Raw genomic sequence first — 16,584 nt, 5'->3', positions numbered from 1 at the left:
AGTCTGTAGTGTCGGCGCCCTTCAGGCACGTTGTGTGGGGTTGTCCTGAAGTTGTGGAGGCCTCGACTACGTGAAAATCATAAGTCAACTACCAAATGTTAGTCAACTACCACTTTTTTATTCACTCTCAAACCGCGCCACTGGTCCGCGAAATTGGCTGATGCTGTCTGTGACGCCGCGTGTGTGGCAGGTCCGGGGCAGTCCACCGTACGCTGAGGTCACTATGGGTTTACGAGAACGCAAGAAGCTTGCAACGCGGCATCGCATTGTTGATGTCGCCTTAGAGCGGTTCGCTGAAAATGGTTACGACGTAACCACGGTCGAGGAAATCGCCAACGACGCCGAGGTGTCGGTAACCACCTTCTTTCGCTACTTTCGGTCGAAGGAGGAAGTCCTTTTCATCGACGCCGAATGGACGGTCCCTGACTTCTGTGCCGCGCTCGAGGCGCGCCCGACGCACGAGCCGGACCTCGAGGCGATCCACCAGGTGTTACGCATGTTTCGTGTGCGCGAGGTGCACGGGGATGAGCGTCAGCGCCGCCTGCGTCAGCACCGCGTGGTTGCTGGCACTCCCGTGTTGCGTGGGCGTGCCCACTTGGTCGCTCAACGATGGCAGCGCGAGGTCGCAGCTGTCCTGGCGAAACGACCAGGTACCTTCTCTGACAACCGGAACGTTCGACTCACTGCCGCAATTGCTTTCACCATCGTGAGCTTTGCCGACGACGAGTGGTGCGCGCACGAGGGAGCTGTCAACTGGCTCACCATCCTCGACGAAGCCTTCGACTCCCACGCGGCACTCACTCCGAGCGGCCTCGACCCTTGATCGCGCACATACTTCGACTCGCGCGGCGGCATACACCATCATCAGCCGCTGTGGCGTGCGGCGATCATCGCACATTGCCGCTGGCGTGGCGCCGCGTCGCAATGCGCATCGCCCGCGAAACGGGCCGTTGACCTTTGCACACCGTCACCGATCCGTGGTTTTCACAGTTGGGCCAGTGCGCCAACGTTATTGCGCGTTCTGCGCGTCGTTTGGCGAGATGGTTTCGCGGGCAGAGTGATTCGATCGAGCACGTGGCTATGTCGGCTACAGCAGCATAGGAATCGGTGCCCACACCTTCGAGGGTGACTCCTGAATTCAGTGGTGCGTCTGAAATACTGGCAGCGAAGCGGCGGGGTGGCTGCCACCGCCGTTACGACACTGACTACGAGGGGGCTGCGAGAGTATGTCGGGGATTGACAGGAGTTTGCATCTGATGCGGCGCAAAGAAACTACGTTCTCACGGCGCAGTCGATTCGTGACTCTTGCCGTCGGCGTCACCGCGGTGATCTCCGTCGGAGTCGCACCCACCGCCGCCGCGGAGCCGGCACCGAGTGGAGATCTTCATTGGGAGTCCTGCCCGGCCGAATACGAGCTTGATCCGGCATCCGATCAGTGTGCTTCGGTCACCGTTCCCCGCAACTACGCAGAACCTGACGCCGGCACGATCGACGTGCTCGTAACCCGTCACCGCGCCGAAGATCCGGGCTCGCGCAAAGGCGTGCTGTTCACCAATCCCGGAGGACCTGGTGGAGACGCGATCGGCTCGAACAGAATGTTCGTCGACGTTCTGCCCGACGCGATTCGCGCACAGTGGGACGTGATCGGAGTTCAACCGCGCGGACTCCCGTACGCCGGCGCGCTTTCGTGCGCAGTGGGCCCTGAGCTGGCGACGGCGGCAGGCTTCGGTTTCGGTGGGGCTGCGGCACGAAATGCGTGCGAGGCAGGTGCGCCGGGCACCACTGCGCACCTGACTACCGAGAACACGGCGAGGGACTGGGAGCAGGTCCGCGTTGCGCTCGGCGAGGATGTCATCGATATTTACGGTCTGTCCTACGGCACAATTCTCGGATCCACGTACGCGACGCTTTTCCCGCAGCACACCGGTCGCATGGTTCTCGATTCCGCGGTCGACCAAAATTGGTTGTGGAACGACGTGTTGTGGCAGCAGAACGACGGCTACAAAGCTCGCTTCTACGACCTCATGGATTGGATCGCCGCCAACAACGACACCTACGGGCTTGGTGAGACTCCGCTCAAGGTCTACCAGCGATGGTCAGACCGGATTGTCGCGGAGGCCGGTGGTAACCCGACGCTTGCGCCGCCGCCTGCGCAAATCGGTGACGTACCGCCCGGTCTCGAAGCACTCGCGAATGCCTACCGCAGCGGGGTCGATCTGACTGGGCCGGCGCGCGTTCAGTTCGAGGCATTCATTCGGGGACTCGCCGATCCGTCGCACACGCAAATGTCGTCGAGTATCTACGTGATGACGCGGCAGGTGCTTCCAGCTCGGAACAGTTGGCCGCTCATGGCCCGGGTAGTCCGCGACGGTGTCGACGCGATTCCCAGTGGTGCTGGGATGAACGACATATCGGAGCTGGAGCTGGAGCGAATTGCTCAGTCCCAGATGATGCAATCACTGATGTTGTGTAACGAGAACAGTGTCGCGGATCGGCCGGACCGTATCCCGGGTTGGCTCTTCTCGACCTTCATCACCGGAGATCTCTTCGAGCTCATCGGGTATGGCTACAGTGCCGGGACCTTCTGCGCCGGTGCGCCGCCCGTAACCGCGTTGCCCGAGCTGAGCAACCGGGGGCTGGCGACGGCGCCGCTCGTTCTGCAGGGGCTGCGCGACCCGCAGACGCCGTATCAGGGTGGGGTGCAGCTAGCCCGCGACATGGGGGCGAACCTGGTCACCGTGGAAGGCGGCGATCACGGCGCCGGCATCCAGGGCGGTAACGCCGTGATCGATCAGGCCGTCACCGAATACCTCGAGACGGGGCGTACCTCCGTCACGCATGCGCCCGAGGCCCCGATCACTGCACCCCTGTAGGTAGGTAGCCGGAAGAAGTGGCGCCTCCGACCGGCACCGAACATGTCCTCAGGTCAGGCCCTCGCTGGAAGGCGAGGGCCTGACCTGTCCAACGAGAAAATGACATGTCGACTGTTCCGGGTTCGTTGGACCTTGGGCCGCAACGCAACATCGCGGAGATCGGTGTCCGGAACGGACACGGGGGCATGTCGCCCCCGGAGACTGCCGTCGACTTGTTTGTTGCGTTCAGGACTCAGCTGTTGTTGCTGTTGCTACTGGTGCTGTTCGATGGCATTCGGGTGCGGAGCCAGTCGACGAGGTCTGTTGCGCTGCGGGTTTGCATCCAAATTCGGCCTGGCCCGGTGAATTCGGTGACGATGCCCTCGCCGCCGAGGATCATCGATTTCCAGCCGCCGGCTTTGCGGATGCGGTACTGGACGGATTCGTCGAATGCGACGACATGGCCGGAATCGAGTGTCATGGTTTCCCCCGTGGTGAGGGTAATCGGGCGGATGGCGCCGTAGCTGGAGAGCAGGATCTCGCCTGTTCCGCTGCATCGCAGCAGGACAAGTCCGGCTCCGCTGAAGAATCCCTTGCTGCCGCCCCATTTGGAGTCGACGTCGACGGTTGGGTCTGATGCAAGCCAGCAGCCGGATTGGACGAGCAGCGGTGTCTCTTCGTTGATGGTGGTTTCGACTATGTCGCCTGGTAGTGCGCCGGCGACGCCGACGACACCTCCTTGGTCGCTGCCGAAATCGTTGACGAAGAAGCTCGACCCACCCAGGGAGCGGCGGAGTCCCTTCATGAAGCCGCCTCGGGTCGAGGTGGTGATCGAGATGTCGCCCCGCATCATCGCCATTGCTCCTGCTTCGACACGGACGGATCCGCCGGCGGGGACGCTGATTTCGGCCAGCGCGAATGCGGGCCCGCAACTGATTTCTGTCTTCATGGGTTCCTTTCGATGACATTTTTTTCGTGGTCGATGATGAGCACCATGTTTGGCTGAAATCACTGTCCGGTACTGGTCCTCGAAACGAATTATTGCTTGTGGTGACGATTTGGTTCGGATCCTCGGGGGTTCGCTATCTGATCGTTGTAGTGCCTTGGATGGATGCCGGTGATGCGCTCGGCGCGTGAGGCGCCGTAAATGGGGTGCCGGATGGTCGGGCCCGCGGAATGCGCGAGTTCGGTGGGGAGGGGATTGGCGCACGCCAAGTCCAGGGCGATATTCAGGTCTGGAAGCAGAGGCCTCTGCGGGCGCTAGTTCCAGAATTATTCCCACATCCTTTGTCTAACAAGGACTTCGGATTAAGTGTCACCCATCGATCTGAGAACGCACTGAGCACCTGAGCTCGTGAGGGCGCTGGGTAGGTCATCATTGTGCCCTCGACCGGACGGAGCTGACCAGACTCGACCGAGGCTGTGACAGTTGCTGCGTCAAGCCTGGGTTGGGGTGCTCTACCGCCGGAGGATACCCAGCATTTCCAGGCTTCGGCCACCTCTTGTGATCGACGCCAGATCGGTACCGAGTTCGGTCGTGTTCCGAAAACCCGGAACCGCGCCACATGTTGTGCGCAGTCCGTTGCGCCCCGTCCGACTAGGGCGACATCAGGGCCCGCCACTGCGTTTTTGCAGCGGCCCAGTCCGTGGATCGCGTATTCGTGCACGGTTGGATAAGAGCTGTTGTTTTCCAACATGTTTGGGTATGTGTTGCTCGCGGTGTTATAAACGAAAGACCTTTCGACGCACGGTAGATGCAAGTTTTGAAAGTGCGCACGTGTGTGTTGCGCCGCATCTGCTGTCGTCGCGGTTCGAGCAACGAGTAGGAGAATTCACACTGATGGTTGTCACTGTTGATCGTTACGCCACACGGATCTCGACCGTCCCGACCGAGTTGGACCGTGTCGACCCGATTGTGTGGAGCGAGCAGATGCGAGTGAAGCATCGCGATGTCGAGGAGAACGGGTTCACGGTTCGTCGTGGTGTCCTTGATGCGAGCTCAGTGCAACGGTGCCTGAGTGAAGTCCAACGTTTGGGAACCGCACCCGAACTTGTCGGCGACGAGCGGATCGTGCGGGAAAAAACTTCCTCGGCGGTCAGATCGATCTTCGATATCGTGAATTTGAGTCCGGTGGTGCGCGCGGCAGTAGACGAGTCCGGGGCAGCAGCCCTCGCACGCGAGATCCTCGGTTCGGAGGTCTACGTTCATCAGAGCAGGTTGAATTACAAGCCCGGTTTCCGCGGCGGAGCGTTCTACTGGCATGCCGATTTCGAGACGTGGCACGCAGAGGACGGGATGCCGGCTCCCCGGGCGGTGAGCGCGTCAATTGCGTTGACCGATAATCATTTTTTCAATGGGCCTTTGATGGTGATGCCCGGATCGCATCGAACTTTCCTGCAGTGCGCGGGGGCGACGCCGGACCGCTACTTCGAGGAGTCCTTGGTCGAGGAAGTGCCTCGGGTCGGTGTTCCTTCCGAGCAGATGATCACCACGCTCTACGCCCGCCACGGAATAGAGGTGTTGACGGGGGATGCGGGTTCGATGACTGTGTTCGACAGCAACCTTCTACATGCATCGTCAGGAAACATCTCCCCGGTGCCGAGGGCGAACATCTTCGTGGTTTTCAACAGTGTCGAGAATTCGCTCGGGAAGCCGTTCTCGGGAACGGCGCCGCGGCCGGAGTTCCTAGCATTTCGGCCGTGACGCGCTAAGGCGGCGGTAGCCATGCTGGCATCTCACCACCGCGCGGACCGCTACGTGCCACATTTGTCGGCTGGTTTGCGGTCCGCCGTTTGGATTATCTTCGAAGGGAATTGGCCCAATGGAGTGAGCATGGTCGATCTTTTGTGCGTCGGGTCTGATGCGGTACGTGCGAATAGCGTTCCGGCTCAAGGTAGTAAGGCGACTTTGTAGTATTCGCCGTGTCAGGGAACGAAGAAGGTCCCGAATCCCGGTGTTCCGGTCGTCTGGGGGTCGACGTATGCGATGACCTGACCCGAGCCCGGACGAATAGTGACGGGTTGAGCATCGAGCGCCGGAAATGATGCGGTTCCGTATGTTCCGGTGCCGAGACTCACCCAGTGGACTACCGCGGAGTGCGGGTTTCCGTCCCCGGGCGCGCGGCGCACGTGCAACACAGCGACGCCCGGTTGTTCGCCGACAATCGCGGCGAGGCGGGGAGTGGGCAGCTCGCTCGGAGAAGCGGACGGCAAGGGCCGCGATGGCGGCGGCTTCGCCCGCACGAATCAGGTCGCCTACTCCGGAACTGATTGATCCGTAGGCGTACATTTCGCGCGCTGGTCGCAGTTCTCGTTCGGTGGCTCGGCTGTCCCTGCAGATTGCGTCGACCAGGATCTCGCGAACCTCTTTCTCGTCTTGGGCGTGGGCGATCGCATCGGTGTAAGTGTGTCGGCGCTGGTGCGTACGTTTGTACGTACATTCAGGTGGGAGGGTAATGGTGCAGGGCATGGAACTTCAGGAGCGAGCTGCAGCCCGCACAACGGAACTGCCGGGCGCGGAGCTGACGTATCCGTTCGGTGAGGACTGGAAGGTGTGGAAAGTATGCGGGAAGGTGTTCATGTTGCAGACCGAGGTGACCGGGGAGCCGATCGTGATCGTCAAGGCAGCACCCGCGGACGGGGAAACACTCCGGCAGTCGCACACGGATATCACCGCGGGCTATCACATGAACAAGCAGCACTGGATCACCGTTCACCCGGGAGGTTCTGTCGATGCCGGGCTTGTCGACGATTTGGTCGTAGAGTCGTATCTGTTGGTTGTCGAGAAGTTACCCAAGCGGGAGCGGCCGGTCGACCCCGACACGTTCGGACGACACGGGTGAGTCTGACTGGGCCCCGGTTACAGCGGCTCGCCTGCACTACCGCCCAGGGGCTGCCGGGGGTGTCGGAGGGATACCCGTTCACCGAGCAACTGCTGGTTTTCAAAGTCGCCGGACGCGTGTTCCTTGTCGTCACGCAGGATCCGGGCGAGCCGATCATCACTGTGAAGGTCGATCCTGCTCATGGGGCGGCACTGATCGGTGAACACGACACTATCGAGCGAGGACGTTATTTCGACAAACGTCATTGGGTGTCCGTTGGGTCTGGAGAATCGGTGACCGCCTCGCTGGCCGAGAGACTCGTCCACAACTCCTACGAATTGGTGACCGAGCAGCTTCCAGCCTCCCAGCGAACGTTATTGCGCCAGAGCATCGAAGACCTGAAGCAAACCGGAATCAGATCGGCGGGCGCGGCCGACAGCCAGAGAAAAGAGGACAGCGATGACGAAAGATCCTGACGCGGCGTCGCTGTTCGAGGTCGATGACACCTCACGCCCGCTCGCAGATCGGCTCCGTCCCACGCAACTCGAGGATGTCGTCGGACAGGGGCATGTGCTTGGCCCGGACGCCCCGATCGGGCGAATGATCGAACAGGGAAAACTGTCTTCCACGATTTTGTGGGGGCCGCCCGGATGTGGGAAGACCACAATCGCAAGGCTTCTCGCCGAACGCACAGATCTGATGTTCGAGCCGTTGTCGGCGACGTTCTCCGGGGTTGCGGACCTTCGTAAGGTGTTCACAGCGGCCAGCAAGCGGCGAGAGATCGGGCAGGGCACCCTGCTGTTCGTCGACGAGATTCACCGTTTCAATCGCGCTCAGCAGGATTCGTTTCTTCCGCACGTCGAGGACGGGACGATTGTGTTGGTCGGAGCGACGACCGAAAATCCCAGCTTCGAGCTCAACGGCGCTTTGCTCTCTCGGTGCCAGGTTTTCGTCCTCAAACGGCTCGACGAGTCGGCGTTGCGCACCCTCGTAGATCGCGCCGAGCAGCTCACCGGCCGTACGCTCCCGGTGGATACGGGGGCTGCGGAGGCCTTGATCGCTATGGCCGACGGTGATGGTCGTTACCTGCTGAACCTCGTCGAACAACTCCTCACCCTGCCACCGGAGAGCGCGCCGCTGGACACCGCCGGCCTGGCACAGGTGGTGCACAAACGAGCGCCACTGTACGACAAGTCGCAAGAAGGGCACTACAACCTCATCTCCGCCCTCCACAAAGCCATGCGCGGATCAGACCCTGATGCTGCGTTGTATTGGCTGGCGCGCATGCTCGACGGCGGTGAGGACCCGCTCTACATCGCGCGGCGACTCGTGCGGTTCGCCAATGAAGACATCGCGATCGCAGATCCGCACGCAGTGCATCAGACGCTTGCGGCATGGGATGTCTATGAGAGGCTCGGCTCTCCCGAAGGGGAACTCGCCATTGCACAAGCCGTCGTATATCTTGCGACCGCGCCGAAGTCGATCGCGGTATACCGGGGCCTTAACCGGGCGATGCGAGCGGCGAAGGGGTCCGGATCGCTCCCGCCGCCCGCGCATATCCTCAACGCCCCTACAGGTCTGATGAAGTCCCTCGGATACGGAGCGGGTTACGAGTACGACCCCGAGACCGCAACAGGATTCTCGGGCCAAAACTATTTCCCTGACGGCATGGCGCGTCAACGGTTCTACGAACCCACCGACAACGGTTACGAACACATCATCGCCGACCGGCTCCGCCAGTGGGAACAACTCCGCGAAAACCCGGATCGGGAGGACCGTACTACATAGCGCGACAACAAGGTTCGTGGACCGATCTATCGAAGGAGATGTCGAAAGTATCGCCATGGCGAACATCGTTTAACCGCTCTGCGTCCCGGCCAACCCGATTGTTTGAAGCTTTTCTCCCGTCTGCGTTGTCTCGAACCGATCAGCATGTGGGCACATGTCACGTTCCGTCGAAATTTTCGACGATCACCGGGATACATATCAATCGCTTTGCGCGACAACAGCTACGACCCCGTCGCTGAGCTACAGCTCTGGCCAGGAACGGTTCAGCGTCAAACATGTCGGAATTTGTGACGCGATTGCGTTCGAGCGCAGCAAGGGTGAGTTTCAAGTTCTTCCAGGGATGTCAGATTAAGAGCTCGACAATCAGCTGACGCAGTCATTCTGGTCGGTTGGGCATATGCTCCGTGGCACTTGTGACGCCGAGGTAGGGGAAGAAATCATGGCTAAGAGGTTTGTGTTCGCCGGTGTTCTGTCTTTTGCGCTGCTTACCGTTGGCTGCAGTGGAGAATCAACGCCGACTGCGGCCGAAGATCCGGTGGGCGCACTGCAGTCTGCTGCTGAAGAGTGGGCTACCAGTTTCTACTCGGGCGATGCGTCGGACGCTTACGCTCTCTTCATACGAGAATGTCAAGAGAAGTTCTCAGAGGAGGAGTTCAAAGCCTTTTCCGACGTCGCTCAGGCGACGCCCCGGACAGTGACCGAAGTGACCGCCGAAGTGGACAGCGGTAAGGGAACTGTCGGCATCTCGTTCGCTGAAGAAACCGACTTCGATACGAACATGCCCTGGGTTTTGGTGGACGGGGACTGGAAAACCTCGGACTGCGCTATGCGGGAATAGCTGTAGTACCGATAGAGCGTCGAGTTGTTGTCAGTCACGCGAGTGCCGACTCGGCACGCCGTGTAGTTGCGGTCGTACCGTCATTTGCGGGACGCGGATTACCCGCTACGCCACCCGAATCGAAATCTGGGATTGCGTTGCCTGATATCGGACGCACACAAAGGATTGGGCTCCGGCGGACCGCAGTGTCGAATTCGTTTTGCCGGCGTCGGAACCACGTCCGGTTCTACTTGGGCATGTTCGACCGCCTACCGGTCATCTACTCCCAAGCACGTCGTCAACCACTCTCATCATGTTCTCTCCAAAGGCCTTCCGTGAGAAGCCTTCGGCCCATGCGCGAATTACCTTTGCGTCGAAATCATTTGGATCGAATGCTTCCATTGCTTCTGCGAGACCGCTGACCACCTTTGCATCGTCGCCAGGGGACACGAGAACACCGGACTTGCCTGGGATAACTGTGTCGAGCGCGCCGCCTTCGCCTAAAGCGATCACGGGGGTTCCGGTGGCCATCGCCTCGACCGGGACGATGCCGAAGTCCTCGACACCGGGCATCAGCAGGGCTCGGGCCCGCCGGTAAAGATCCAGGAGTTGATCGTGGGGGACTCGCCCGACAAAGACGGTGTCCTCGGCTGCTAACTCCTTGCAGACGTCCATCCATCGGCCATCGCCCACAACGACGAGTTTCTTGCCCGCCTGCCGTGCGGCTCTAATTGCAAGGTCTGGCCGTTTGTAAGGCACCAAGCGGCCGGCAAGAAGGAAGAAATCTTCCCGTTCGATCGAGAAATCAGGGGTGAATCCATGGGTGTCCACGGGTGGATGCACCACCACGGCTTCTCTGCCCCACCAGCGTTGAATCCTGTCGGCAACCTCGGTCGAGTTCGCGACTACCTGGTCGAGCCGACTCACAGCTTTCAACTCGCCCCGACGCGCCACTTGCGCCAGTGCTGCGAGCACGGCTGCGCCAGCCGGGCCACCCGACTCCTGCGCGCGAAAGGCGGGATCCCAGGCCCAGCGCGCCGGGCTATGAACATATGCGATCACGGGCGCATCGGTGGAGAAGGCCGCTTGTGTGGCGAATGCGTGATGGCTCACCACCACCGCATCGACCTCTCCCAGCTTCATGCCGCGAAAAGCGCTGGGCAGCAGCGGCATCAGCGGTGCGTAAGAAGACCTTCCCAGCATCCGGTAGGCACCGTCGACCCATGTCGTGACAGGAGGGGACGAAAGTCCTGCAGGTATGCCTGCAGGCCGGGCAAGAGGCACGTGGACGGCGGCGTGCGGCCAGGTCAAGGACAGTTGCTCGACCACATGTTCGGAACCCGCGATCTCAGTGAATCGCTCGTGCACTATCGCTAATTTGGGTTCGTTCATGTTTGCTTCGAGACTCCCGCAACGTGTGACAGTTATTTGGTGTGTGCCCTTTTATCTGACGATCCGGCTGATCGAGCTTTGTTGATACCCAGCCGAAGTCGCCATTTGCTGCCGTGAATGCACCTGAAACTACCGGTGATCCGACAAGATCAGTTCCTTCGTGCCGAAGGTACCATTTCATCTGCAACGTCGGACATTTGACAGGGCATCATTATCTCCATCAAATTGACGGACCTGCAACAATTCACTTATGGATACTCCCCGTGCCGGTCAGGCGAGCCGAGATGGCGAGTCGGTTGATCTGTTGTTCGATGCCCGACATATTCGTCAGAGTGGTATCGGCACCTACATCAGGACCCAAATTCCTGTGCTCGAGCAGGTGCTGAAAGAACGTGGATTCCGGCTGGCCATCCTCGCCGACCGAAATGCGGCACCTGACACCAGCGAAGAAACTCGTGTGATTTTTGCGGATCCCGCCGAGGCCCGAATGTATTCAATGGGTGAACAACGTGTGTGGCGTCGCGCATTGTCGGCAACCCGTCCGCAGGCACTGTGGGTTCCGCACTACCCCTTTCCTTTTGCACTAACGTCTCCTCGTAATCGGGACGTTCGATACTTCTCCACGGTGCATGACACCCTCCATATCGAAGACAAAAAGCTGAGCGACCAGAATCGCGCAAAGAACGCGTACGCGTGGACGATGCTGAAACTCAGCGCACGACGGGCCGCAACGATTTTCACCCCGTCCCAGGCCACCGCCCGTTCAATGGCTGCAATCGCACCCTCATCCGAGGTGCTGGTGACGCCGATCCCAGTAGACGACGTGTGGTTCTCTGAAGCCGACCCGGCGTCGTCGCCAATTCAACGCCCCTACATTTTGTATGTCGGCAATATCAAGCGGCACAAGAACTTGCCGGTACTTCTGGACGCATTTGCGACGATCTCGGATTCCATCCCACACACACTGGTGATAGCTGGTGGCGATGAGTCACTCAGGACACTCGACGACCGAATCAACCAGCTTGTGGCAGGCCTGGGTGAACGTGTGCAGTTAACGGGCAGACTTCCGTTCGGCAGTCTGCGTGCTCTGGTGGCTCAGGCGGACTTATTGGTTATGCCTTCACTTTTCGAAGGTGCCGGTCTTCCGCCGCTGGAGGCAATGGCGTCCGGTACCGCGGTTCTGGCGTCCGACATCGCGGTGTTGAGGGAAACGTGCGGCGACGGAGCCGAGTATTTTGATGCGCACGATTCCGAAGCCTTGGCCGAACTCGTGAAGAAGTACTGTGACAACGAAGACGCCAGGGCGTCGTTGAGTCATCGCGGAGAGTTGCATGTCAAGCGGCGCCAGTCCGAGATCGTGTCAACAGCTACTGCCGAGAAGATATGTTCCTTCCTGAGTGAGGTACCCATTGGCTAACTGGTCGTCGGCGCTGTCGCGCCGCAAATTTCTCGGGATGTTCCCGGCAGCGTTGGCTCTGCCTGCCGCTCTGCCTGAATCCTTCAACGCCGTTCGCCGCGTCGAGGGCGGCGGTGACGTCATCGATGTTCGCGATTTCGGTGCGGTTGGTGATGGGACACAGGATGACTCGATTGCCATTCGCAATGCCGTCGCCGAACTGAAATCTGGAGACGTCTTACTTTTTCCGTCCGGCCAGTACCGCTTTACTCAGCGTCATCCAGCAGGCGGCGCTGCTATCTCGATAGTGGGGATCTCTGACGTTTCGATCGACTTCGACACCGGTGCCGAACTTCTGATGGACAACCTGGACGACAACGGCGCCGGCACGAGCCACGGCATCGTGCTGCGTGGTCCGCTGGAGCGTGTGTCTCTTCACAACGTGGCAGTGCGGTGGGCAAGCCAGCCGGCGCTGCGGTCGATGGGCGACGGAATCCGAGTTGTGGGATATGCATCGGACACGTCGGCAGTGCCAGATGGATGGACCGGACCCGGCAGGCCGGTTAGTTGGGTGACGTTGAGCGACTGCAGAGTCGAGTCGAGCCCGCAGGCAGGTGTGATCATGATGGGCGTTTCCGACATCACTGTTGACGGACTTCACGTCGAGAACACCATGGCCGACGGACTCCATTTCAACGCGTGCCGACGTGGAACCGTCGAAAGGTATTCAGCAACGAACACTGGTGACGACGGTTTGGCACTGGTGACTTACTACTCTCCAGAAGCCCAGTTCGACAGCGCTTCCGAGACCTTTTCCTTCCCGGCGTTGACCGAGTGGTCGAACACCGACTTCGATGTCACCGACGTCCAAGTGTCGGGCGGTGCGGCAAACGGAGTGCGTCTGGCGGGGGTCAATCGATCAACGGTAGCTGCAGTAGTGGTCGACGGAGTATCGAACGGAGCAGGTGTCATGGTCGACTCGGCATCGCCGGACTCGGGCGCCGGGTGGCACTATGTGGCGTCGCGCGGTGTGCAGCTGGATGGGATCACCGTTGAGGACTCTCACACAGGGCTGCACGTACTGGCAAGACCGAACGGGTCGACTGGCGACGCTTTCAGCCGGTTCGACCTAGAGGTAACGGGCGTTGCCGTTAACAACTGTCTTTACTGGTCGGTTCTCGTGGAATCTATTGCAACCCCGCCTGTTACCGGGATTTCGCTGATCGATTGCACGGTGATCGACACCGAAATAGGTCCAGGTACCGGAGCTGTCGGGCTGCAGAGGACCCAAGATGTTTCACTGGGAACCGTCTCCATCACGACGGCGAAGTCTGCGGTGGCATTCTCAGCTGACAACTCGGCACAGTTCACGATAGATCAGCTCAACGTGACTGTGACGGGTCCGCCGCTCGGTTCCGAAGCCGGCGGACCATTCGCCGTGTTCCAGGGCTCATCCGGGACAGTGGTTGCTGCGGATTTGGTTTGGGAGCAAGCCCCCTCGTCGTGGCTACCTGTTTTGATCTTCAGTGACAGTTGTGTCGGTGGCACGCCTACGAACCCGGAAGTGAGCGTGGGTACCGTGACAACCACCCCGCCGAAGGGAGAGCCGGTTTTCGTCGCCTGCCGATGACGAATTCGATGCCGATCGGTTTTCTGTCAGACGTTTGTTTTGATCGGGCGGGACTCGCGCGCGAGCAGCGTTGCCGCTGACAATCGTGCGCTGCGTTTGCGTGCGCTGCGTGCCAGTGGCCTCGGGGAGTCATTGAGTACAACGCCCCAGACTCGTAATTCGGCCAAGGACAAACGTTCGATGACAGCACCCAGTTCGGCGTACCTCGTATGGTCAGATCGCGCCACCAGCAGGACCCCGTCGGCCCAGCGTCCCAGCACAAGGGCGTCGGATCGGTCAGCCATCGGTGCGGTATCGACGATGACGTAGTTTGCGCGAGCAGCAAGATCTGCGAGTCCGTTGCGCATCCGAGTGCTCCCGAGTAGTTCGGACTTGCCGGGCGCAGTGCGTCCCGCCGGGATGAACGAAAGCTTCGGATGCCAACTCGCAGAGATGTATCGGTCGATGTCGTCACCATTGAGTAGGTAATCGATCAACCCGGCTGGTGATGGGTTCTTTTCATGATCAGAACCATGGCGTCCGGAGCGCACGTTCGCTTCGTCTCTTCCTGCGGCATCGACGAATACGACCTCATTGCCGCTCTCAGCGAGAGCGATTGCGAGGTTCAGCGCGACCGCTGTCTTGCCGTCGCCGGTGACTGCACTCGAAACGATGATGGTTCGGCATTCGCCCCGACCGGGTTCGTGGTCGGCGATCACGGTGCGGAGACGGCGGAATGCCTCTGCGGCAGGGCTCTCTCTCGAGAAGTCGACAACACCGGTTTCCAGCGCTTTGTCCGCAGGAATGGCGGCCAGCACCGGCCCGGACAGAAACTTGCCGAGTGCGGCGACATCCTGAACTTTCCGGCTCATTTGACTGCGCAGATATGCGTAGAGCAACCCCACCAAAAGCCCGGCGATCACACCGAGTGCGGTATTGCGCACATACTGCGGTCCGCCCTCAGCGTCGTCGGGCACCGCCGGGCTGATCACCGACAATCGCACTGGGTCCGGAACCACGGTTTCCGACTGATCCGGTGCCGGTTGTGCAGGTGTGCTCCCGTCCAAAACAGCAACGGCACCGGGAAGTGCTTGCGCTAGAGCATTAGCGAGCTCCGCCGAGGTATCGGCGTCCTCCGCGCGCACGGTCACTGTCAGGATCGCGCTTCCGACATTGGCACTGGCCGTGGCCATTTCGCGCACGTCAGAGTTCGACATCTCCAATCCGGTGTTTGCCAGAGCGGTTTCGATGAGGAAGTCGGAGCTCAGCAACTTCGTGTACGCCTCAGTACGCTGACGACTTGTACCGTCGGTGTCGCCGAAGTGAGGCGTCTGGTAGATCACCGCGGAAGATTCGTAGCTCGGCGACTGCACACTGGTCAAGATCGCTCCCAGGAAGCCCCCGAACAGTGCGCACACAAGCAGGATGATCCATCGATTGCGAACTGCGCCAACCGCTGAGCGGAGCCATTCGTTGCCAGCATTGCCCGGCCGGTATGTCGTCCCTGCAAACTTGTCAGTCACTTGACTTCACATTTCCTCTCGAAACCATGTCTTCCAGTTTGGTGGGAGACTGCCCTCGTGCCGCCACGAACACGCAGACGAGCGTCAGGAGGACCAGGAAAACGGTAATTCCTTGCGTAAGCAGCTGAATCCGCCATACCTCGGCAAAACAGTAGGCGATAACTCCTGCCGATCCGGCGATCACTGGACCGTATGTCAGGAACCGACCGAAAACGTAACCGGCCAGCGGGAACAGCAGGAGCGTGTACAGCCACCCCCACGCTCCGAAATCCGTATAGATGTCAGCGAATTCAGAGTTAGTTGTGAAATTCGGTGCAAACGAGACCGAAAAATCGTAGGAGTCTGCGCCGAGCGACTCCTTCGCTCTGACCTCATGCGCCGGAACCAGAAAGCTGGGCAGCGCCGCCGACACGGAGGCGACGACACTCCCTGGCTTGTCGAAAGTGCCGCGCATGATCGCATCCGACACGCCCATGGACACCTGAGCCGGCACAGCGAGATAGGCGCCGGACTGATAGAGATTCATCGCGATCGGGTTCGAGACTCCCGCATCGCGGTAGTAGTTGCCGTTCCGGACGTAGTTGAGCGCCGTGAGCATCAGGAACATGATCGCTACAGCGGTGATGATGTGCCAAGGCCGCAGAGATTTACGGTCCGCGCCCACGGATTTGCGGGGCACCGCTGTCTGTAAGACGACGTACACCACGACCGCCATCAGTAGCGAGAGGCGGGACGCGACCATCGAGTTTGCCACCAGGAGAAGAACGGCCCACAGTACGAATCCAGGATGGAGCACCTTTTTTCGCCAGAGGTAAACGCTGATGGGTGCCGCCAGGATGGTCGCGTATCGAAGCGTCGCGATTCCGGCCGAGTCGGGTAGTGCCTCCGTGAAGGCGTTCCCGGTCTGGGTGGTCAAGGCGTCGACAATGGATGTCGCCGCAGTAATTCGGTAGTACGCATACGCCACGCCGATCGTGGACACTGCGAGGATGAGGAAAAAGTAGCGCCGTTCGAAGTTCGTGCTGGTTGTTCGCTCGACGAACTCCCGTGTCGGCGTTGTGCCCAGTCCCAATCTCCAACCGATCGTTGCGAGCACCACAACCATGCCGTACCAAACCCCAAGCAACGTCACGCCGGCAATGGTGAAAGGGGCGGGTTGGAGGAATCCGCGCAAATTCAGCAGTGAGCCGGCCGGACACTTACCGGCCGAACACCAACCGATCAGGGACGCCCATGCAGTGAAAGATCCCAGGACGGGTAACAGGATTAGGACGGCCGGTGCGAGCCACCATGTCGCTGTACTGCTTTGGGGCGAGTTATCGCCAGCCGCTTTCGGCGAGAAATCAAAATGCATGTTTGTCTTGGTGCATCATTGCGGAATCATTC

14 protein-coding genes are annotated in these 16,584 nt (G+C 60.1%); 9 read left to right on the top strand and 5 right to left on the bottom strand.

The features are described from left to right. Positions 1–223: 223 nt before the first annotated feature. Positions 224–823: a TetR family transcriptional regulator gene (locus tag EEB13_RS07580; RefSeq protein WP_187328509.1), complete on the top strand. Its 600-nt coding sequence runs from the start codon at positions 224–226 to the stop codon at positions 821–823. A 403-nt stretch (positions 824–1,226) separates the two neighbouring features. Further along, entirely contained in the window at positions 1,227–2,873 is a 1,647-nt protein-coding gene (locus EEB13_RS07575; protein WP_141484960.1) for an alpha/beta fold hydrolase, read from the top strand. Positions 2,874–3,105: 232 nt separating this feature from the next. Here the strand turns inward: EEB13_RS07575 and EEB13_RS07570 are convergent, their stop codons facing one another. Then, the gene (locus EEB13_RS07570; RefSeq protein WP_033235854.1) at positions 3,106–3,801 is read right to left on the bottom strand and encodes a TIGR00266 family protein; all 696 of its coding nucleotides are present in this window, start codon (positions 3,799–3,801) and stop codon (positions 3,106–3,108) included. Between the two features lie 891 nt (positions 3,802–4,692). On the opposite strand from EEB13_RS07570, the gene EEB13_RS07565 reads away from it, so the two are divergent. Beyond that, entirely contained in the window at positions 4,693–5,556 is an 864-nt protein-coding gene (locus EEB13_RS07565; protein WP_095887967.1) for a phytanoyl-CoA dioxygenase family protein, read from the top strand. A gap of 221 nt (positions 5,557–5,777) precedes the next feature. Here EEB13_RS07565 and EEB13_RS07560 read toward each other — a convergent pair whose 3' ends face one another. Beyond that, positions 5,778–6,095 (bottom strand): hypothetical protein, encoded by a 318-nt coding sequence (locus tag EEB13_RS07560; RefSeq protein ID WP_261984463.1) that lies wholly within the window; start codon positions 6,093–6,095, stop codon positions 5,778–5,780. 224 nt (positions 6,096–6,319) lie between these two features. On the opposite strand from EEB13_RS07560, the gene EEB13_RS07555 reads away from it, so the two are divergent. From EEB13_RS07555 to EEB13_RS07540, 4 genes are all read left to right on the top strand, one after another. Continuing rightward, positions 6,320–6,694 (top strand): MmcQ/YjbR family DNA-binding protein, encoded by a 375-nt coding sequence (locus EEB13_RS07555; protein ID WP_230590280.1) that lies wholly within the window; start codon positions 6,320–6,322, stop codon positions 6,692–6,694. A 59-nt stretch (positions 6,695–6,753) separates the two neighbouring features. After that, positions 6,754–7,149: an MmcQ/YjbR family DNA-binding protein gene (locus EEB13_RS07550; protein ID WP_222839789.1), complete on the top strand. Its 396-nt coding sequence runs from the start codon at positions 6,754–6,756 to the stop codon at positions 7,147–7,149. Further along, the gene (locus tag EEB13_RS07545) at positions 7,133–8,461 is read left to right on the top strand and encodes a replication-associated recombination protein A (protein WP_141484958.1); all 1,329 of its coding nucleotides are present in this window, start codon (positions 7,133–7,135) and stop codon (positions 8,459–8,461) included. Before EEB13_RS07550 ends, EEB13_RS07545 begins: the two co-directional genes overlap by 17 nt. 439 nt (positions 8,462–8,900) lie before the next feature. Beyond that, entirely contained in the window at positions 8,901–9,299 is a 399-nt protein-coding gene (locus EEB13_RS07540; RefSeq protein WP_141484957.1) for a hypothetical protein, read from the top strand. Positions 9,300–9,554: 255 nt separating this feature from the next. Here EEB13_RS07540 and EEB13_RS07535 read toward each other — a convergent pair whose 3' ends face one another. Beyond that, positions 9,555–10,670, bottom strand: a complete 1,116-nt coding sequence (locus tag EEB13_RS07535; protein ID WP_141484956.1) for a glycosyltransferase — start codon at positions 10,668–10,670, stop codon at positions 9,555–9,557. 250 nt (positions 10,671–10,920) lie between these two features. Between EEB13_RS07535 and EEB13_RS07530 the strand changes: the two genes are divergently transcribed. Next, positions 10,921–12,087: a glycosyltransferase family 4 protein gene (locus tag EEB13_RS07530; RefSeq protein WP_141484955.1), complete on the top strand. Its 1,167-nt coding sequence runs from the start codon at positions 10,921–10,923 to the stop codon at positions 12,085–12,087. Beyond that, the gene (locus EEB13_RS07525) at positions 12,068–13,696 is read left to right on the top strand and encodes a glycosyl hydrolase family 28-related protein (RefSeq protein WP_141484954.1); all 1,629 of its coding nucleotides are present in this window, start codon (positions 12,068–12,070) and stop codon (positions 13,694–13,696) included. Before EEB13_RS07530 ends, EEB13_RS07525 begins: the two co-directional genes overlap by 20 nt. A 26-nt stretch (positions 13,697–13,722) precedes the next feature. Here EEB13_RS07525 and EEB13_RS07520 read toward each other — a convergent pair whose 3' ends face one another. Further along, entirely contained in the window at positions 13,723–15,198 is a 1,476-nt protein-coding gene (locus EEB13_RS07520; RefSeq protein WP_141484953.1) for a polysaccharide biosynthesis tyrosine autokinase, read from the bottom strand. Next, positions 15,191–16,330 (bottom strand): hypothetical protein, encoded by a 1,140-nt coding sequence (locus EEB13_RS07515; protein WP_141484952.1) that lies wholly within the window; start codon positions 16,328–16,330, stop codon positions 15,191–15,193. The genes EEB13_RS07520 and EEB13_RS07515 overlap by 8 nt, the downstream gene beginning before the upstream one ends. Positions 16,331–16,584 lie beyond the last annotated feature (254 nt).

Source organism: Rhodococcus sp. WS3 (genome assembly GCF_003797085.1).
GTDB lineage: Bacteria > Actinomycetota > Actinomycetes > Mycobacteriales > Mycobacteriaceae > Rhodococcus_F > Rhodococcus_F globerula.
The sequence above is the reverse complement of the archived record's forward strand: the minus strand, read 5'-3'. Positions and strand labels throughout refer to the sequence as shown.